Source organism: Dethiosulfovibrio salsuginis (genome assembly GCF_900177735.1).
GTDB classification, from domain to species: Bacteria; Synergistota; Synergistia; order Synergistales; family Dethiosulfovibrionaceae; genus Dethiosulfovibrio; species Dethiosulfovibrio salsuginis.
In genome coordinates this window covers 1-16,760 of sequence record NZ_FXBB01000047.1, presented here as the reverse complement: position 1 = coordinate 16,760, position 16,760 = coordinate 1, and the positions used below count along the sequence as shown (strand labels likewise).

Genomic DNA, 16,760 nt, shown 5'->3' with positions numbered 1-16,760 from the left:
TAAAGAGCTCCTCCGATAATACTCTGAGAACCGCCGAGGAAATGGCTTCCGGGTCTAAGGGCCTCCTGAAAGACACAGAGGAACTAAAAGAGGACATGGACAAATTTAAACTTTAGGGAACCTCTAAAAACTCACTTTCGAGTCCCCTCGGAGAGATCGTTCCGCCTATGCCCTGTTTCGCCCAATCGTATACTCGACCTGCCTGTTTCGTACGAACCGCCTCGGAGGGCACGTCCTGTGCCCCCTCGGCTTGGGGCGACGTCCTGTCGCCCCATTCGACTACACGACGGCATGTCGAGTATACGGGCTCAAATGGGCTACGTCGGAACGATCTCTCCGAGGATTAGATTTTTTAGAGATACCCTTTAAAACACGAAGAGTTCAGGCGATAGAGGCTATCTCTATCGCCTGAACTCTTCCGGGGATTTTGCGGCTAGGCCAGATCGCCAGGCCAGAGAGACCGCCTGGGTTCTGTCGGAGACCTCAAGTTTAGACAAAATATGGCTTATGTGGTTCTTCACCGTCTTGTCGGAGAGAAAGAGCCTCTCCGCTATGTCCTGACCGTTTAGTCCCTGGGAGAGCCAGAAAAGGACCTCCAGCTCTCGGTCCGAAAGCCTGTCGAAAACGTCCCCTTTATCCCTGTGTTTGGAGAAACCGCTGAGCAGCTTGGAGGCCACCTTAGGGTCGACGTAGTCTCCTCCATGGAACACCGATCTTATGGCCTTCACCAGATCGTCAAACCCGGAGGTCTTAAGGATATATCCTCTGACCCCAGCTCTGGACAGCTCCAGGACGCTTCTCTCGTCCTCCATGGCGGTCAGAGCCACCACCGGTAGACCTATCCCTCGGCTCTCCATCTGCCTTACCAGTTCCGCCCCACCCATCCTGGGCATAGTGACGTCCACGAGGGCGATATCGGGAGCCACCGTCTCCAACAGAGCTAGGGCCTCCAGACCGTCACCGGCTTCCCCTACGACCTCCATATCCTCCTCAAGACCGATTATGTTCACAAGAGCTGTCCTGAAGATTTCGTGGTCGTCTACCACCATAACCTTTATACTAGTCACGGTCCAAATCACCCCTTAAAGGAACCTCCAGAGAGACTATGGTCCCCTGGCCTAAAACGCTCTCTATTTTAAGCTCCCCTCCTGCCAGCCTGGCCCTCTCCTCCATGGAGACCAGACCGTAGGAGCCTCGTGCTATTGCGGATTCCTTGGCCTTTTCGACGTCAAACCCCGATCCATCGTCCATAACCTTGACGAAAAGCCTGTCGGAACGGACCGACAACATCACCGTTACCCTCTCAGGGTTCCCCTTTAAAAGGGCGTTTCCCAAAGCCTGACGGACTATTTTATAGACGTTGGCACCAACGAACTCGGGGACCGACTTTATAGGGCCAAAGGACTTCACCCCAATAGGAACCCCGTATTTCTGGGACATCGAATCGCCTAGACGAACTAAGGCTACGTCAAGACCGTCCTCCATATCCCTGGGGTACAGGAGAAACAGAAAAGACCTTATCTCGTCCATGGTCTCGGTCATCTGCTCTTTGACCTTACTCAGCTCCTGACAGGCCCTATCGTACTGCTCGAGATCCATCAGACGACGGGTAAAGTCGAGGGACATCATGGCACCGGCGAACCTCTGAGCGGGGCCGTCGTGGATCTCCCTTGCCAGGCTTCGGCTCTCCCTTTCCACGAGACCATAAGCCAGGGAAAGGCCGTCTTTTTTCGACGATCCTCCTGCCTCGATCTCGTCGTTCACCACGTCCAGGGCGAGGCGAAACTTGGTGGCCACCGCATCGCTTCTCTCCACCTGGGCGGCCACCCGTCTTTCGTCCCTCTCCAGGTAATCCCGCATGTTCCTCAGACCTTTCTCCCTCTCCGATAGACCGGCCTTTGCCAGCATGAAGCCCTCCGCCCTCTCGTAGGCTTCCCTCTGCTCCGCCTCGCCACCGCTCCTCACTATCTGAGAAAGATCCGCCCTTGCGGAAAAGTAGGCCTTAGTGCTGCTGTCGAGCTCCTCTATGACCGTAGCTAATTCCTCCCTCACCTGCTTGAGCTCCTTTCTTATAGAGTCCAGCCGGGTGAGCTCATCTTTCCGAAAGTCGGAGACGGTTTTCACACTATCGATTAAGTCCTTTTGAACCCTCTCTATGACTTGTTTAAGAGCATCCTGTCGATCCATGTAAAAATCTCCTTTTCCAAAGGAACTTTCATCGTGACAGGTCGATTATACCGCTACGTGACCATCGACGCATGGAAAGAAAGCCAAAAACCGATAAATCTTAAGGCGAAAGGCCCTTTCCAAGGTCAAAGCACAGTGATATTATGGGCTTTAGCCCGTTTTTCTATCCAAACATATAGAGAGGATGAGATGTATTGGAGGCAACCAGAAGAGTATACACCACCAGAAAAATGGTATGCACCTCCCTCCTGTCCGCTATGGCCGCGGTCCTTATGTACGTAGACACAGCCTTGCCGATTTTCCCGGCCTTTCTGAAGCTCGATATCTCCGACCTTCCCGCCCTGATAGGGACCTTCACCTTCGGGCCTGGAACAGGGGTGATGATAGAGGCCATAAAGAACGTCATTCACTCTATCTCCACCTCCACCGGTGGAGTAGGGGAGCTGGCAAACTTCATAATGGGCAGTGCCCTGGTGATTCCGGCTGGGATAATATACCGACGGGAAAGGACCAAAAGAGGGGCCCTGATAGGCCTGGCTACAGGAACGATATCCATGGCGATCACCGCGGCGTTGACGAACGCCTTTATACTGTTGCCCTTTTACTCCAACTTCGTCCCTTTAGATAGGATTATAGAGCTATCGTCGTCGGTCATACCGCTCATAACCGACGTTCCGTCCCTGGTGATTTGGGGGATCGTTCCCTTCAATATCCTGAAGGGAACCATCGTATCCTTTCTCACCCTCCTGCTATACAAGCGGATAGGGGAGGCCCTACCCTGTCGGGAGGTTTAGGACATGACCGGTAAACTGACGGCGGTCTGCCTGTCCCCCTCCACCGGGACGGTTAAGAAAAACGTGGACACCGGTACCTTGGTCGAGGGAATGGGCCTTGAGGGCGACGGCCATATGGGCTTCGGCCACAGGCAGATCAGCGTCCTGATGGAGGAAGACATAGAACCTATGGCAAAAAAGCTCCCGGACATATTGCCCGGGAGCTTCGGAGAGAACCTCATCGTAGAGGGGCTAGACCTCTCCAGCCTCGCCATAGGTGACAGAATTGGGATCGGCGAGTCGGTCCTGGGGCTTTCCCAGATAGGGAAAACGTGCCACCATAGATGCGAGATATATCACGCCACCGGCGACTGTATTATGCCGACCAGAGGGCTTTTTTTCAAGGTCCTATCGGGAGGAGCTATCTCCGTAGGAGACGAAGTTCGCCTTCTTTAGCCTTATCTCCACCGTAAGTCCACCTTCTGGGCGGTTAGCGGCCACGACAGAACCTCCTGCGGCCTCTACCGCCCTTTTCGTTATGGTCAACCCAAGGCCCACTCCGCCGGATTCCCTGTCCCTGGAGCTATCCTCCCGGAAAAAGGGCCTAAATATGGCCTCAAGGTTGCCCTCCGCAACGCCAGGACCTCTGTCCCTTACCGCTATGGTCACCTCACGATCCTCCTGAGAGACCTCTATCTCTACGGAGGACCCTACTGCGGTGTGTTTTATGCCGTTTCTCACCACGTTTTCCAGGGCGCTGGCGAGGCCAGCCTGATCTCCTGAGACCTGCACATCGGCGCTAGAGATGAGGACCACGTCCTTTCCCTGGGATCTAGCCTCAAACCGGCCATCCCTCAGCACCGTCTCCAACAGATCCTTTAAGGAACATCTCTCCATCGTTCCATGGAAGGTTCCCTCCTGCCTGGCCAGCCCAAGAAGATCGCCTATCATGCCGTTCATCCTCTCCGACTCCCTCTCTATCCTCTCGAGCAAAGGGCCTAACTCGGGAGATACCTTTCCCCTCAACAGCTCCACCGACAGATTTAGCCTGGTCAGAGGAGAGCGAAGCTCGTGGGAGATATCCCCTAGAAGCCGGTTCTGGCCGGTGATGGTCCTGTCCACGTGGTCCGCCATGGAATCGAAGTTACTGGCCAGTTGGCCGATTTCGTCGTCGGAGAAAACGGCTATATTACGGGATCTCACCGACAGATCACCGGAGGCTAGAGAGATAGAAGCTCTGCTGAGGGCCTCCAGAGGACGGGATATCTGTCTCGCCAAAAAGTAGCTGACCACCCCTCCTACGACCAGGAAGGCCAGAAGATAGCATCCAAGGGACAGGTAAAATCGATCCCTTGGAGGGAGAGCTCCTGGAAGGGCAAAAAATGTGACTATATAGTTTTTACCGCTATGGGACCTTATAGCCTCGGTAACAGCGGGGAGAGAGGCCATCCACGAAGGTGCCCTTCTGTCGGGCAGGTTATGTTTTCTCCCCCTTGCTGGCTCCAGAGGACCTCCTAAATCGTCCAGAACCACCGCCATGATCTTTCTCTTCTCCCGAAGCTCATCTAGAGCTGTCCTCAGAGCATCCCCACCACGGTCCTCGTAAAGACCTATCAGTCCAGGAGCCTCCCTTAGCAAAGATTGCCTCAGCCTTCCGTGGAGAGACAGGTCCAGAAGGCCCCATCGGGCCATAAGGGCGGTAAGGATAACGTGAAGCAGCGAAGCCACCGCCACCGAGACCATAAACCCGACGAATATCCGACCGAAGAGGGCCCCTTTTTTGGGAAACAGCCTACTCAACAGGGGCGGCATAAAGGTAGCCCTCTCCTCTGATGGTCCTGATCCTGTCCGAGCCGTCTCGATGTGCCCCTAGCTTCTTTCTCAGGTTGCTTATGTGCATATCCAGGCTCCTGTCGAAAGGAGAGCTGGACCGCTCCAGGACTTTGCTAAAAAGCTCGTCCCGGGATATCACCCTTCCCACGGAACGAAGAAGGGTCTCCAGGAGCCGAAACTCCATGGCTGTCATCTCAATGGAGATTCCCTCCAAAAACACCTGTCTCGAGGGAACCACCATCTCCAGGTCTCCCACCGCAAGCCGCTCTTTGTCCCCCTGACCGCCCTGCCTTCTCAGGACAGCCCTGATACGGGCCAGAAGCTCCCTAGGGCTGAAGGGCTTAGGGAGATAATCGTCCGCCCCCATCTCGAGACCTAAGACCCTATCGACCTCGTCTCCTTTGGCTGTAAGCATCACCACCGGCACGGAGGAAGTCTTTCTTATCTCTTTGAGGACGTCAAAACCGTTCTGTCCAGGCAACATAACGTCCAGAACCACCAGATCAAATCGCTCCGAAAGGGCCTCGGAGCTGCCGGACTTTCCGTCGTGACGGATATCCACCTTAAAGCCCTCTCCTGTGAGGTACTCACATAGAAGCTCAGCGAGCTCCTTATCGTCGTCAACAACCAGAATTCTGTCCATTCAGACACCCCCTTAATACATTTTAGCCTGCCCAACGGGAAAACGCATCCGGCCTGACATTTCTTTACCTGAGCTATCTGAGGGGGTTGACGTAGCAAGAAAGGGGGGTATAATGCTACTCGTAGATTGATCGAGTTCAGGTGTCTGGGAAGCCGGTTAGAATCCGGCGCGGACCCGCCACTGTGTACCTGACGCTTCGAGATACCACTGGGGAAACCCGGGAAGGCTCGAAAGCGGATGAGGGAAGCCAGGATACCGGCCTGAATTTGAAGATCCATGATCCCTGCGAGGACTCGGGGTGATCGGCGAAGCGCCGTCGAGACGCGTCTCGATACGGTGTATCCGTTGTTCTTTTCGGAGACGTCCTCAAGTGGGGCGTCTCCTTTTTTTGCCCTTCCTGGGCGTCCTGATAGGATAGGACGCACTGTCTTTCCCCATCACCCCCCTGCTGTGCAGGGGGGTTCCCCTTTTTCTGGAGGAACATTCCCCCTATACCTTTACATTACTTTACCTCCCCTGTAAGGCACCTTGACCTACCCCGGGCTAGAATAGGGCCACAGAGACGAAGACGGGGCGAGCATCAGGTTCCCCCTAAAAAAAATCGGGAGGTATATGACATGAAAAAGACATCTGTAGCTATAGCGATCACTGCGGCGGTACTGGCACTCGGCAGCATCACACAGGGAGCAGAGGCATGGGGACACAAACCCTCTAACGGCCAGGGCCAGGGTAGTAGGCATCACAACATGGAGCGTGGAATGGGCCAGGGAGATATGAGCCGGTGGGCCGACGGTCTGAGCCTGTCGGCGAAGCAGAAGCTGGCGGTATCGGAGGCCCAGGAGAACTGGGACAAGGCCAACGGACAGGCCCTCAAGGACGTGACCTGGGGTCTCAGGGACTATCGCTACGACCTCTCCGCTGGCAGATCTGTGGACGAAAATTCGGTATCCCAGCTCAGGGAGAAGATGATATCCCTTGAGGTCAGCAGGATGAAGCACCACAGAGAGCTCTACGGGCTACTGGACCAGGACCAGAGGGCTCTGGCTGAGAAAAGACATATGGATGGCCCCCGCAACAGACAGGACTGGGGCGGCAGAGGCCCTGCGTCGAACGCTATAAGACAGGCCAGGGATGACCACAGGAAGTCCATGGAGGCCCTCAGGGACGACATGCACAAGGCCATGACCGGATCGCCGTCGGAAGCGGACCTTAGGGCACTGGCGGAAAAGAGGGTGGACCTGAGGCTAGAGATGGCCAGGTCCTCTTCCAAGGCCAGGCTCGACATGAGGAACTCCAGCGAGACCTTCCAGGGCGGCAACAGAAGAGGACAGGGAAAGGGCGCTCCCTGCTTCTAAAATATCTGATCGATTCGGACTCTATGGTCTCAAGAAGCCCCATCGCGCCCATTCTTGCCTGATCCTCGGCCTGCTCCACAAACACGTCGGAGAACATCCTCCAGGCCGGGATGGTTACAGCGACGGCCAACCCAAGCAGTATAGGGACCATAGCGAGCCCCACCTTACGAGCGACGGAAAAACGTATCTTCAACATACAACGCCCCCTCTCATACTGAAGGTTATTATCAGTCCATACCGTAAGCAGATCAATGGACGGATAGGATCAAAACAGGGGCCCAATCGATCCAATCGGGATCAACTGGGCCCCTGTTTAGGCTTTTTTGCCAGCGAAGCGGCTTCTCTCTAGATCCCTCAGGGTTCGCCTTAGAACCTTTCCTATGGCGGAACGGGGAAGCTCCTCGACGAACTCCACCTTTCTGGGGACCTTATAGTGGCTCAACCTCTCCTTACAGAATGAGATCAAATCTCTGGGCTCCACCGAGGCCCCTTCCTGGAGGACGACAAAGGCCTTGGGGACCTCTCCACTCAGACCGTGAGGCGTCCCGACCACCGCCGCCTCCTTGACACCCTGGAAGGACGCCAGGACGTTTTCGACCTCCTGTGGATATACGTTGAAACCTCCCACTATGATTATGTCCGTGTCCCGATCCAGGACGGTTAAGTATCCGTCCTCGTCAAAACGAATCACGTCGCCGGTGTTAAACCATCCGTCTTTATCGAAACGCTGTGCCGTTGCCTCAGGGCTTCTGAAGTATCCCGACGTCACAGAGGGACCTCTTAGCCACAGGACCCCTTCGTTTCCCTCTAGGAGCTTGCCCTCTCTGTCCCTCAGCTGGATCTCGTAGCCCTCCATGACTGGACCTATCTGCCCTGGCCTAAAACCGGCCCTGTCGTGGGCGGCTCCCACCACGGGAGAACACTCGGTGAGGCCATATCCCTCGTGGATCGGGACACCCAGCAACCTCTCAGCCCTCTGGTGAAGCCTGAGGTCCAAAGGAGCACCACCACAGACCACCATGTTAAGGCTATCAGGTGGGGCCATGTTGGACCTAGCCACTACCTCGCAGATCAATGCGACTATGGTCGGCACGGCGATTATCACCGACACCTTATGGGAGTAGATCGCCTCCACGGTCCTGGCCGGAGGCAGAAAACTTGGAAGTATCACCTGGGGGTAGCCAAGGACCAGAGGCAAAGTCCCGGAAAGGCAGAACCCAAAGGTGTGGAAGTTGGGGAGCACATTCAGGGCTATGTCCTCGCCGTCCTCCCTGAGGGTGGTAACGTGGTCCTTTACGGTGCAGATGTTGTTCAACAGGTTTCGGTGGGTGATAGGGACGGCCTTTGGCATCCCAGTCGTCCCGGACGTGGCGAATATAACCGCAAGATCCTCGCTCTCGGGCAGCCCAGTCCTGCCGGAAAAGGGGGTAATCTCGCCAAACGGGGACACCACCGACGCAGGAACCCCCTGAGACTCTATGGCGGATGCCAACTCCTCCATGCCGGTCATCACCATAACGGCGAAGGGATCGAGAAGCCCCAGCGCCGCCCCCAACAGTTCTCGACCTGCTTTAGCGTTCAGTGGGACGACGGTCCCCCCAAGCCTCCACACCGCGATGGACAGGGCCAGGACCGCCGGGCAGTTTGGCATCATGGTGACCAACCTCTGTCCTACGGTAAATCCGGCCGAAACAAGGGACGCCTCGCACCGATCCGCTGCCTGGTCCAGCTCCCTCCTGGTCCAGGTAACACCCTCGAAAAAAAGACAGGGCGAGTCGGGATAGACCTCGCACCTCTCCTTTATGACCTGCTCTACTCTGCTCACGAAAAAACCCCTCCCCCTAAAAAAATCCTAACCAGATCTTTTGCGTCGTCGTAAAAAGACAAAAATATTATCCCAGATCGAGAGTATTTTGCAACCTGGTCTTATGATCGAGTTAGCACAAAAAATCACTTGCAGGGCAACAAAATAGGTGGTAATATCGCCACATAAACACCGTTAAAAATAAAGAGGAGGAATAAAATCATGTCGGAAAGCTGTTGCACAGGGGGAAATAAAGTCATGATACTGTCGTGTTCGGGAGGCTCCAACGTGGGTCAGATCGCCAACCAGGCCGCCATAGAGCTCACCCAGGAGGGGAAGGGCAAGCTCTCATGCCTTGCAGCGATCGGAGGAGGGCTCTCTGGTTTCGTACAGTCAGCAAAGGATCTCGAGACGGTGGTTGTGGACGGATGTCCGGTGGGATGCGCAAAGGCAATATTCAAAAAAGAGGGCATACCGATAAAAAACTACCTGGTAGTCACCGACCTGGATATAGAAAAAAAACCTAACTTCGACCTTAAAAGAGACCAGATCGACAAAACAAAGGACGCAATCTGTCGGTTTATCGATGGAATCGAAGATGAAGCTGATGACGATGAAACCTCACCAGGTTGTGGCTGCTCCTGCGGGTGCTGCTAGCCTCTAGCCTGATTCTCTACTCTTGATTTTTCAGCTTGCGTCAAAAAAGACCACGTGGTAAAATCGCCACATAGGGGGGAGGCGTCCTATGGTGGATAAAGACGGAACCGTGGCTATATTCAAGGCGTTGAGCCACCCTCTGAGGCTTGAGGTCGTCCGACGATTGGGGCACAGTGAGGAATGCGCCTGCAAGATAGCTCGGTGGTTCGACTCGGACAGGACAACCGTAAGCAAACATCTGGCGATCTTGAGGGACGCCGGCGTGCTGAGGGACAGGAAGGAAGGCCAGTGGATATTCTACTCCGTGAGTCTATGTTGCGTGTTGGACATGATAGAGTGCATCGATTCAGGTCTATGTGGACCTATTTTTTAATGGGAGGTAACTATAATGACCGTTAAGATTCAGATACTGGGAACAGGATGTCCAAAGTGCAAAAAGCTCACAGAGCTAGCGGAGGATGCGGCAAAAGAGCTGGGTCTGGAGTACTCTCTGGAGAAGGTTACCGACATCTCGGAGATAATGGAGTTCGGCGTCGCCGGAACACCAGGGCTCGTGGTCAACGACAAGGTCGTCTCCGTGGGGAAAATTCCCACTCCTTTGGCCGTCAAAAAGCTGATCTCGGAGGCATTATAGAGACAGGCCCCCCCGGGGGCCTTTTTGTGGATAAAGAACGTGGCTTTTTTGTCACGTTCATAGCTTATTTAGACGGAAAGAAGGGACTTTAAGTGAGCGATAAAAGCAAATTTCTATGGATTTTAGGGGTGTTTGCCCTGGCCTACTGGCTTCCGGCGGACTCCGCAGGTGTGCGTTCCGGTGCGGTCGAGGCTCTGGCGATGCTCCACGAGTACGCCCAGGAGCACGTCCTACTTTGTCTAGTGCCGGCGTTTTTCATAGCGGGAGCCATAAGCGTGTTCGTCAGCCAACAGGCTGTCATGAAATACCTCGGAGCTCAGGCTAAAAAATGGGTCGCCTACTCGGTGGCGGCGGTGTCAGGGACCATCTTGGCCGTGTGCTCCTGCACCGTGCTTCCCCTCTTCGCTGGTATCTACAAAAGAGGGGCAGGACTTGGGCCCGCCACGGCGTTTCTCTACTCCGGCCCCGCCATAAACGTGCTGTCCATTATACTCACCGCCAGGGTCCTGGGCTTCAAGCTGGGCCTGGCGAGAGCCTTGGGGGCCGTCGTGTTCTCGGTGCTAATCGGAATATGTATGGCCTTTATCTTCCGTGGCGAGGAGGAGGAGCGCCAGAAGGGGTTCGCTCAGCTTCCCGACGACGGTTCAGAGAGACCTCTGTGGAAGACCGTATGGCATATGGCCAGCATGGTGGTCTTTTTGGTCTTCGCCAACTGGGCCGCTCCTAAGGTCCCAGGGGGGGTATGGGAAAGCATATACTCGGTTAAATGGTACATCGCCGCCGCAGCGTTTATCTCGACGCTGGGATCTACGTTGATCTGGTTCCAAAAGGACGAGAGACAGGAATGGATGGACTCCACCTTCGGCTATGCCCTTCAGGTCTTGCCCCTGCTGTTTGGTGGAGTGCTGGTGGCGGGATTTCTCCTTGGACGGCCAGGCCACGAGGCCCTTATACCGAACCAGTGGGTCGCGTCCTTGGTAGGCGGCAACTCCATCGGGGCAAACTTCTTCGCCGCCATATCGGGAGCATTTATGTACTTCGCCACCCTTACGGAGGTTCCAATACTTCAGGGACTTCTAGGATCTGGAATGGGACAGGGCCCCGCACTAGCCCTTCTCCTGGCGGGACCGGCCCTATCTCTGCCCAACATGCTGGTAATAAGGAGCGTCATAGGGACAAAAAAGACCGTCGTCTACGTCAGCTTGGTGGTTGTGATGTCCACTATCATGGGTATCATTTTTGGTAACTTCGTCTAAGATAGAGGAGGGGACAAAATGTTTAAGAGAGTTTTGATCGCCATAGATCTAAAGCAGAACCCCGATGATCTGATAAGTTGCATCTCCAATTTAAAATTAAAATCGATCGAAAAAGTCCTACTGCTGAACGTTATAGACGACAGAATCAATCCCAGTTTCGATAAGGATGTCATAGCTGCAAAGCTGGAGGAGTACGGGCTTAAGCTGGGTCTTCCTGGGGATAAAATAGAAACTCAAATATCCACAGGACTGCCTTTTGACGAGATAATATGCCAGGCAAATCGATGGGAGGCCTCTGTTATAGCTATCGGTCCTGGACACGGCCCTACATGGGCTTCTTCTTGGATCGGATCAACTGCCTTGAGAATCCTTGAATATTCTCCGATTCCCATAATGACCTGTAATTCAGGCAAAAACTGTTCAAAAGAACAGAGTTTAAGCTTGATGAACGCAATGGATTTTTCTAACCATGCGATCAATGCGTACGAAAAGCTTCTGGAGCTACTATCAGGGGAGCCAAATTCATTCAAAAAATTGACCCTTGTCCATATTCACGACGATAAAAATCTTGAACTACTCTTAAAAGTCGCAAACGCAGAGCAGATAGAACCCCTTATAGAGATCGAGAAAAAGAGACTCGAAAAAATGAAAGAAGAGGCCCTAAGGGCGGGCATCGAGTCGGTAAATATCTCCATGAAAAAGGGAATACCCACAGAGTCGATCCTGGATCTGATCGAAGAGGAGCATACTAGCCTCGTCGTTTTAGGAGCTCAAGGTCAAGGGGCTTCGGAAAAATACCGAGTAGGTAAAAATGCTTATCGAATCGCTCAGGAAGCGAAATGTTGCGTGTTGATCGTACCATTGACCAGAAAAAAACTTTGCATATAAAGCCTCTTAAAGGCATCTCTAAAAACTCACGTTAGAATTGAATTCCCCTGGAGAGATCGTTCCGACAGAGCCCGTATAATCGACCTGTTGTCGTGTAGTACGAATGGGGCGACAGGGCGCAGACGGAACGATCTCTCCGACGATCAGCGTTATTAAGAAAAGGGGGTATTATAATGGGATCGGAACATCATGACCATTCGCAAGTATCTCCCAAGACTACAGATGGTAGACTGCTGCTGTCTCTTACGTTAAACCTTGTTATAACCCTGGCGGAGATAATAGGGGGCGTTTTATCGAACAGCCTTGCACTGCTCTCCGACGCCGTCCACAATCTTTCTGACACATCGTCTTTGGGGATAAGCTGGCTGGCGAGGAGAATATCTCGGAAAAAGCGGACAAAATCACATTCGTTTGGATTTAAGCGTGCAGAGGTCCTTGCTTCGCTTGTAAATACTGTAGCTCTGGTCGGGATAGGGCTTTTTCTGCTGGTCGAAGCGGTACGAAAGTTCCTCCACCCAGAGCCTGTGGTCGGTAAGGTCATGCTTGCCGTTGCGGTTATAGGACTCCTAGGCAATCTAGCCACCGCCTGGCTACTCCATAGAGACTCCAAAAACAGCCTCAACATACGTTCAGCGTACCTTCATATCGTTATGGACACCCTCTCCTCCGTCGGCGTCGTAGTAGCGGCAATTCTCCTCATGTTCCATGAATGGTACTGGATTGACCCTTTTCTAACATTAATGGTGTCAGCGTATGTCCTTTATGAATCATGGCCTCTGTTAAAGACATCTGTAAACATTCTCATGCAGGGGACGCCAAGCGGGGTAGAGGTCGACAAGATCATAGCTACAATACAGGAAAACAGCGACGTCGTGAATGCCCATCACATTCATATATGGACCACCGACGGGACTGACCTTTTTCTTGAGGCCCATGTAACGCTATCCGAATCGGCAAAATCACGAACCGATATCGTCCTGGCTCGTCTAATTGCCGATATAAAAGACCGCTTCTCCATAGCCCATGTGACGCTTCAGATGGAGTTCAGTACATGCACAGACGGAGAGTGCTCGACTGAAGACCTACCATAGAAGGGAGAGTTTGAGAGATGAGAGAGAGACCGACTATACTTTTCCTCTGCACCGGCAACTCCTGTAGGAGCCAGATGGCCGAGGGCTGGACCAACCACATATGGGGAAACCGATTCGAGGCCCTATCTGCGGGATCCGCTCCCCACGGTCTGGACCCTAGGGCAATCGCGGTGATGGCCGAGGCTGGGGTGGATATATCGGGACACAGATCGAAAAGCGTCACCGAGTTTTTTGACTCCCCGATAGACCTGGTGGTAACGGTATGCGACAGGGCAAAAGGAACCTGCCCGGTGTTTCCAGGGGACACGAAGACGATCCACTCGGGTTTTGAGGATCCCCCCGCCATGGCGAAGGAGACCGAGGACGAGGAAGAGGCGTTAGGCTTCTACCGAAAGGTCAGAGACGAGATAAAGGCCTTCGTTGAAGGGCTACCGGAAATAGTGAATAACATCTAAGGGGGATAAGTAGAATGGAAGACTGGAAAAAAGCACCTCAGGATACGGTGGTATGCGCAAGCTGCAACATGACGAAAAGAGACGTGGTTAAAGCCCTGGCCTCTGGAGCGGAGACGGTGGAGGAGGTCATAGCGGCGGCCTCCGGTCAGGGCGACCGGTGCGACTGCAAGGAGGAAGTTCAGGCCATAATAGACGCCTACCTGCCGTCTATAAAATCCATGAAGTCGGGCTGTTGCTGTAAAGGAGATTGTTGCTAGTTTAGGCCCCATCCGCTGGAGAGAGGAGAGAGAAAATGGCAAAAGGAATATCGATTTTCGAGAGATACCTGAGCCTATGGGTGGGACTGTGCATCCTGGGAGGGATAGCCCTGGGAAAGGTCGCCCCGAACCTGGCGTCGACGTTGGACGGAATGGCTATCACCGTAAACGGCGCACCGGTGGTGTCCATCCCTATAGCTATATGCCTGTTCGCCATGATGTACCCCATCATGGTAAAGATAGACTTTAACGAGGTCATAAAGGCCGGAAAGAGCGCCAAACCAGTGGGGCTGACCCTGTTCATAAACTGGGCCATAAAGCCCTTCACTATGTACGGAATAGCCCTGTTTTTTCTGGGCTTTGCCTTTAAGGCCTTTATCGGCCCCGACGCTATGGACCTGGTGAAGATGCCCTTCGGACTCGACCTGGCCGTAGGCTCATCCCACGGGGCGGGGACGGTGGTCATGTCGGAGGGGATAAAGATGCTCCAGATTCCCCTTTGGAGGAGTTATCTGGCGGGGACCATTCTGCTGGGGATAGCCCCATGCACAGCCATGGTGCTGGTATGGGGATTTCTCTCCAAAGGCAACGACGGCCTGACCCTGGTCATGGTGGCCATAAACTCCCTGACCATGCTGGTGCTATACGGAGTTCTGGGGGGCTTCCTCCTAGGAGTGGGGAGGCTTCCGGTTCCCTGGCAGGCACTGCTCCTCTCCATAGGGATCTACGTCGCCCTGCCCCTTCTGGCGGGATATTTCTCCAGAAAATGGATATTGGCGACCAAAGGCAAGAGGTGGTTTGAGGAAAAGTTCCTCCACGTCCTGACACCGATCACCATAGTGGCCCTGCTGGCGACCCTGGTCCTGCTGTTCTCCTTCAAGGGAGAGGTAATCGTCAAAAGCCCCATGACTATACTGTGGATCGCTATTCCCCTGTTCATCCAGACGGTGCTTATATTCGCACTGGGATACGGAGCAGCCAAGTTCATAGGGCTATCCTACAGGGACGCCGCTCCTGCGGCGATGATAGGGGCCTCCAACCACTTTGAGGTCGCTATCGCCACTGCGACCATGCTCTTCGGCCTCTCCTCCGGGGCGGCCCTGGCTACGGTAGTTGGAGTGCTTATAGAGGTCCCGGTAATGCTCATGCTGGTCCGCTTCTGTCTCAGAACCCAACACTGGTTTAAATAGTAAAAGCGACATTCCGCAAAGACGAGCAGCAGAGGGGACGGAGGACAGTTTTTTTCCTTCGCCCCCTCTTTGGATGGTTCTCATTATTTTATCGAGTAACCAAAGACACCAAGCAAAGGATGATCAAATCAAATGGATCAGAATCCCAGACCCTACACTAAAGTAATGGCCGTGCTTCTAATCGCCGTGGTTTTAGGTGGAATTTGGCTAATAAAGAACCGCGAAAAAGAGGAACTTCAGGGAATAGCCTCTAACGATTCTCAACAAAATCCCGATTTTGCTCTCTACGTGACGGAAGAACTTGACCTCGAAAAGCTAAAATCCTACGGATTACCGATCATCATCGACTTTGGAGCAGACTCTTGCCTTCCCTGTAAAGAGATGGCCCCTGTGCTAAAGGACCTAAACGAGACACTACAGGGGAAGGCAATCGTCAGGTTCGTAGATGTCTGGAAATATCGTAATCTAGCGGAAGGATACCCACTAAGGGCCATTCCGACACAGTTCTTTTTTGACAAGGACGGTAAACCCTATATCCCCTCCGAATCAATAGGGGTCCCGATGCAAATGTACTCCACGAGGGAGACGAATACCCATATCTTCACCCTCCACGAGGGCGGTATGACTAAGGAGCAACTCCTCATGGCGCTGAAGGAAATGGGCGTAGAATGATAGACGGATGGCTCGCGATCCTCTCGGAATCCATACAGTCCGGCACAGCTCTCGCTCCGCTCCTCGCCCTACTGGCCGGGATAGCCACCTCTATAACGCCCTGTGCTCTGACGAGCGTCCCCCTTGTAATCGCCTACGTGGGGGGAACTAGCTCCAACGATCCACGTAGGGGGTTCGCCCTCTCTACTGTATTCTCCATCGGCATGGCGCTGACCTTCACCTCTCTAGGGATCGCCGCATCCATGCTGGGAAAGCTGATGGGAACGTCATCCCCTTGGTGGTACATCGCTCTCGGTATAATTATGCTGCTAATGGGCCTACAGACAATGGGCATTTTCGATTTTCTTCCGTCAACGCACCTTCTCTCTAAGAACACAAAAAGAGGGTACGTTGGAGCCTTCATAGCAGGGATTTTAGGGGGGTTCTTCTCATCTCCCTGCGCCACGCCAGTCCTCGTCGTGCTGTTGAGCATAGTCGCTGGAAGCGGTAATATAGGACGCGGCGTTCTGCTTCTGCTTCTCTACTCACTTGGACACAGCGTCCTTGTGCTGGCCGCGGGAACCTCGGTGGGCTTTGCGGCTAAACTTATCGCAAACAAAAAGTATGGCGTCTTCAGTTCTGCCCTGAAATACTGCTTAGGCATGGGAGCCATATCGATATCTTTTGTGATGTTTTACATGGGATTGTGAACTACCCCCACTTATAGAAGTGGGGGGGGGCTTCCTGGCCAATATCTCTAACGAGACAAGTTTCCCCAGGCTCTGAAGGTCGTTCCGACCTCGTGAGTACCAAAGCTACACTGCCGTGCTAATTTCGGTGGGCAGCGCTAGTTTCAGTAGGTTTTGTGCCGCATTTACGTCCCTGTCGTGGTGTGTGCCGCAGCTTGGACATACCCACTCCCTTAGGGCTAAATCCTTTACCAGTGGGTTTTTATAGCCACATTCAGAGCACAGTTGGGAGCTGGCATAATTTGCCCCAGCTATTATCGGATCTCTGCCGTACCACAGGGCTTTATACTCCAGCATCGTTCTGAACCGCGCTCCATGAAACCTCCGATATGGCTTT

20 protein-coding genes and 1 riboswitch are annotated in these 16,760 nt (G+C 53.6%); of the genes, 14 read left to right on the top strand and 6 right to left on the bottom strand.

Annotation, left to right across the window (positions count from 1 at the left end; translation table 11 throughout):
* Positions 1 to 401: 401 nt before the first annotated feature.
* Positions 402 to 1,067, bottom strand: a complete 666-nt coding sequence (locus tag B9Y55_RS12050) for a response regulator transcription factor (RefSeq protein WP_234986234.1) — start codon at positions 1,065 to 1,067, stop codon at positions 402 to 404.
* Complete coding sequence (locus B9Y55_RS12045; RefSeq protein WP_085545603.1) at positions 1,060 to 2,187, bottom strand: sensor histidine kinase; 1,128 nt, start codon at positions 2,185 to 2,187, stop codon at positions 1,060 to 1,062. Before B9Y55_RS12045 ends, B9Y55_RS12050 begins: the two co-directional genes overlap by 8 nt.
* A 194-nt stretch (positions 2,188 to 2,381) precedes the next feature.
* On the opposite strand from B9Y55_RS12045, the gene B9Y55_RS12040 reads away from it, so the two are divergent.
* Positions 2,382 to 2,981 carry an ECF transporter S component gene (locus B9Y55_RS12040; RefSeq protein ID WP_234986233.1) on the top strand — a complete coding sequence of 200 codons (600 nt, stop codon included), beginning with the start codon at positions 2,382 to 2,384 and terminating at the stop codon, positions 2,979 to 2,981.
* 3 nt (positions 2,982 to 2,984) lie between these two features.
* Positions 2,985 to 3,416, top strand: coding sequence for an MOSC domain-containing protein (locus B9Y55_RS12035; RefSeq protein WP_085545602.1), 432 nt, complete (start codon positions 2,985 to 2,987; stop codon positions 3,414 to 3,416).
* Here the strand turns inward: B9Y55_RS12035 and B9Y55_RS12030 are convergent.
* On the bottom strand, positions 3,369 to 4,760 hold the full coding sequence (locus B9Y55_RS12030) for an ATP-binding protein (RefSeq protein WP_159448352.1): 1,392 nt from the start codon (positions 4,758 to 4,760) through the stop codon (positions 3,369 to 3,371). The genes B9Y55_RS12035 and B9Y55_RS12030 overlap by 48 nt on opposite strands.
* Positions 4,753 to 5,436 carry a response regulator transcription factor gene (locus B9Y55_RS12025; RefSeq protein WP_085545600.1) on the bottom strand — a complete coding sequence of 228 codons (684 nt, stop codon included), beginning with the start codon at positions 5,434 to 5,436 and terminating at the stop codon, positions 4,753 to 4,755. The genes B9Y55_RS12030 and B9Y55_RS12025 overlap by 8 nt, the downstream gene beginning before the upstream one ends.
* Before the next feature lie 121 nt (positions 5,437 to 5,557).
* Positions 5,558 to 5,714: riboswitch (cobalamin riboswitch) on the top strand.
* 339 nt (positions 5,715 to 6,053) lie between these two features.
* Between B9Y55_RS12025 and B9Y55_RS12020 the strand changes: the two genes are divergently transcribed.
* Positions 6,054 to 6,791 carry a hypothetical protein gene (locus B9Y55_RS12020; protein WP_085545599.1) on the top strand — a complete coding sequence of 246 codons (738 nt, stop codon included), beginning with the start codon at positions 6,054 to 6,056 and terminating at the stop codon, positions 6,789 to 6,791.
* A 313-nt stretch (positions 6,792 to 7,104) separates the two neighbouring features.
* Here B9Y55_RS12020 and B9Y55_RS12015 read toward each other — a convergent pair whose 3' ends face one another.
* Positions 7,105 to 8,616: an AMP-binding protein gene (locus B9Y55_RS12015; protein WP_085545598.1), complete on the bottom strand. Its 1,512-nt coding sequence runs from the start codon at positions 8,614 to 8,616 to the stop codon at positions 7,105 to 7,107.
* A 201-nt stretch (positions 8,617 to 8,817) separates the two neighbouring features.
* Here B9Y55_RS12015 and B9Y55_RS12010 point away from each other — a divergent pair, with 201 nt between their 5' ends.
* The 11 genes from B9Y55_RS12010 (at position 8,818) to B9Y55_RS11960 (ending at position 16,384) form a co-directional block, all read left to right on the top strand.
* Positions 8,818 to 9,252, top strand: coding sequence for a putative zinc-binding protein (locus B9Y55_RS12010; RefSeq protein WP_085545597.1), 435 nt, complete (start codon positions 8,818 to 8,820; stop codon positions 9,250 to 9,252).
* Between the two features lie 88 nt (positions 9,253 to 9,340).
* The gene (locus B9Y55_RS12005; RefSeq protein WP_085545596.1) at positions 9,341 to 9,625 is read left to right on the top strand and encodes an ArsR/SmtB family transcription factor; all 285 of its coding nucleotides are present in this window, start codon (positions 9,341 to 9,343) and stop codon (positions 9,623 to 9,625) included.
* A gap of 15 nt (positions 9,626 to 9,640) precedes the next feature.
* Positions 9,641 to 9,886, top strand: coding sequence for a thioredoxin family protein (locus tag B9Y55_RS12000; protein ID WP_085545595.1), 246 nt, complete (start codon positions 9,641 to 9,643; stop codon positions 9,884 to 9,886).
* A gap of 92 nt (positions 9,887 to 9,978) precedes the next feature.
* Positions 9,979 to 11,142 carry a permease gene (locus B9Y55_RS11995; RefSeq protein ID WP_085545594.1) on the top strand — a complete coding sequence of 388 codons (1,164 nt, stop codon included), beginning with the start codon at positions 9,979 to 9,981 and terminating at the stop codon, positions 11,140 to 11,142.
* Between the two features lie 18 nt (positions 11,143 to 11,160).
* Positions 11,161 to 12,030: a universal stress protein gene (locus tag B9Y55_RS11990; protein ID WP_085545593.1), complete on the top strand. Its 870-nt coding sequence runs from the start codon at positions 11,161 to 11,163 to the stop codon at positions 12,028 to 12,030.
* Between the two features lie 173 nt (positions 12,031 to 12,203).
* Positions 12,204 to 13,121 carry a cation diffusion facilitator family transporter gene (locus B9Y55_RS11985; protein WP_085545592.1) on the top strand — a complete coding sequence of 306 codons (918 nt, stop codon included), beginning with the start codon at positions 12,204 to 12,206 and terminating at the stop codon, positions 13,119 to 13,121.
* A gap of 17 nt (positions 13,122 to 13,138) precedes the next feature.
* The gene (locus B9Y55_RS11980) at positions 13,139 to 13,576 is read left to right on the top strand and encodes an arsenate reductase ArsC (protein ID WP_085545591.1); all 438 of its coding nucleotides are present in this window, start codon (positions 13,139 to 13,141) and stop codon (positions 13,574 to 13,576) included.
* Between the two features lie 14 nt (positions 13,577 to 13,590).
* Positions 13,591 to 13,833 (top strand): hypothetical protein, encoded by a 243-nt coding sequence (locus B9Y55_RS11975; RefSeq protein ID WP_085545590.1) that lies wholly within the window; start codon positions 13,591 to 13,593, stop codon positions 13,831 to 13,833.
* A gap of 35 nt (positions 13,834 to 13,868) precedes the next feature.
* Entirely contained in the window at positions 13,869 to 15,023 is a 1,155-nt protein-coding gene (gene arsB, locus B9Y55_RS11970) for an ACR3 family arsenite efflux transporter (protein WP_085545589.1), read from the top strand.
* A gap of 132 nt (positions 15,024 to 15,155) precedes the next feature.
* On the top strand, positions 15,156 to 15,695 hold the full coding sequence (locus B9Y55_RS11965) for a thioredoxin family protein (RefSeq protein WP_085545588.1): 540 nt from the start codon (positions 15,156 to 15,158) through the stop codon (positions 15,693 to 15,695).
* The gene (locus tag B9Y55_RS11960) at positions 15,692 to 16,384 is read left to right on the top strand and encodes a cytochrome c biogenesis CcdA family protein (protein WP_085545587.1); all 693 of its coding nucleotides are present in this window, start codon (positions 15,692 to 15,694) and stop codon (positions 16,382 to 16,384) included. The genes B9Y55_RS11965 and B9Y55_RS11960 overlap by 4 nt, the downstream gene beginning before the upstream one ends.
* A 105-nt stretch (positions 16,385 to 16,489) precedes the next feature.
* On the opposite strand, the gene B9Y55_RS11955 is transcribed toward B9Y55_RS11960, so the two are convergent.
* A partial coding sequence (locus B9Y55_RS11955) for a zinc ribbon domain-containing protein (protein ID WP_200806678.1) occupies positions 16,490 to 16,760 on the bottom strand: 271 nt, incomplete at its 5' end.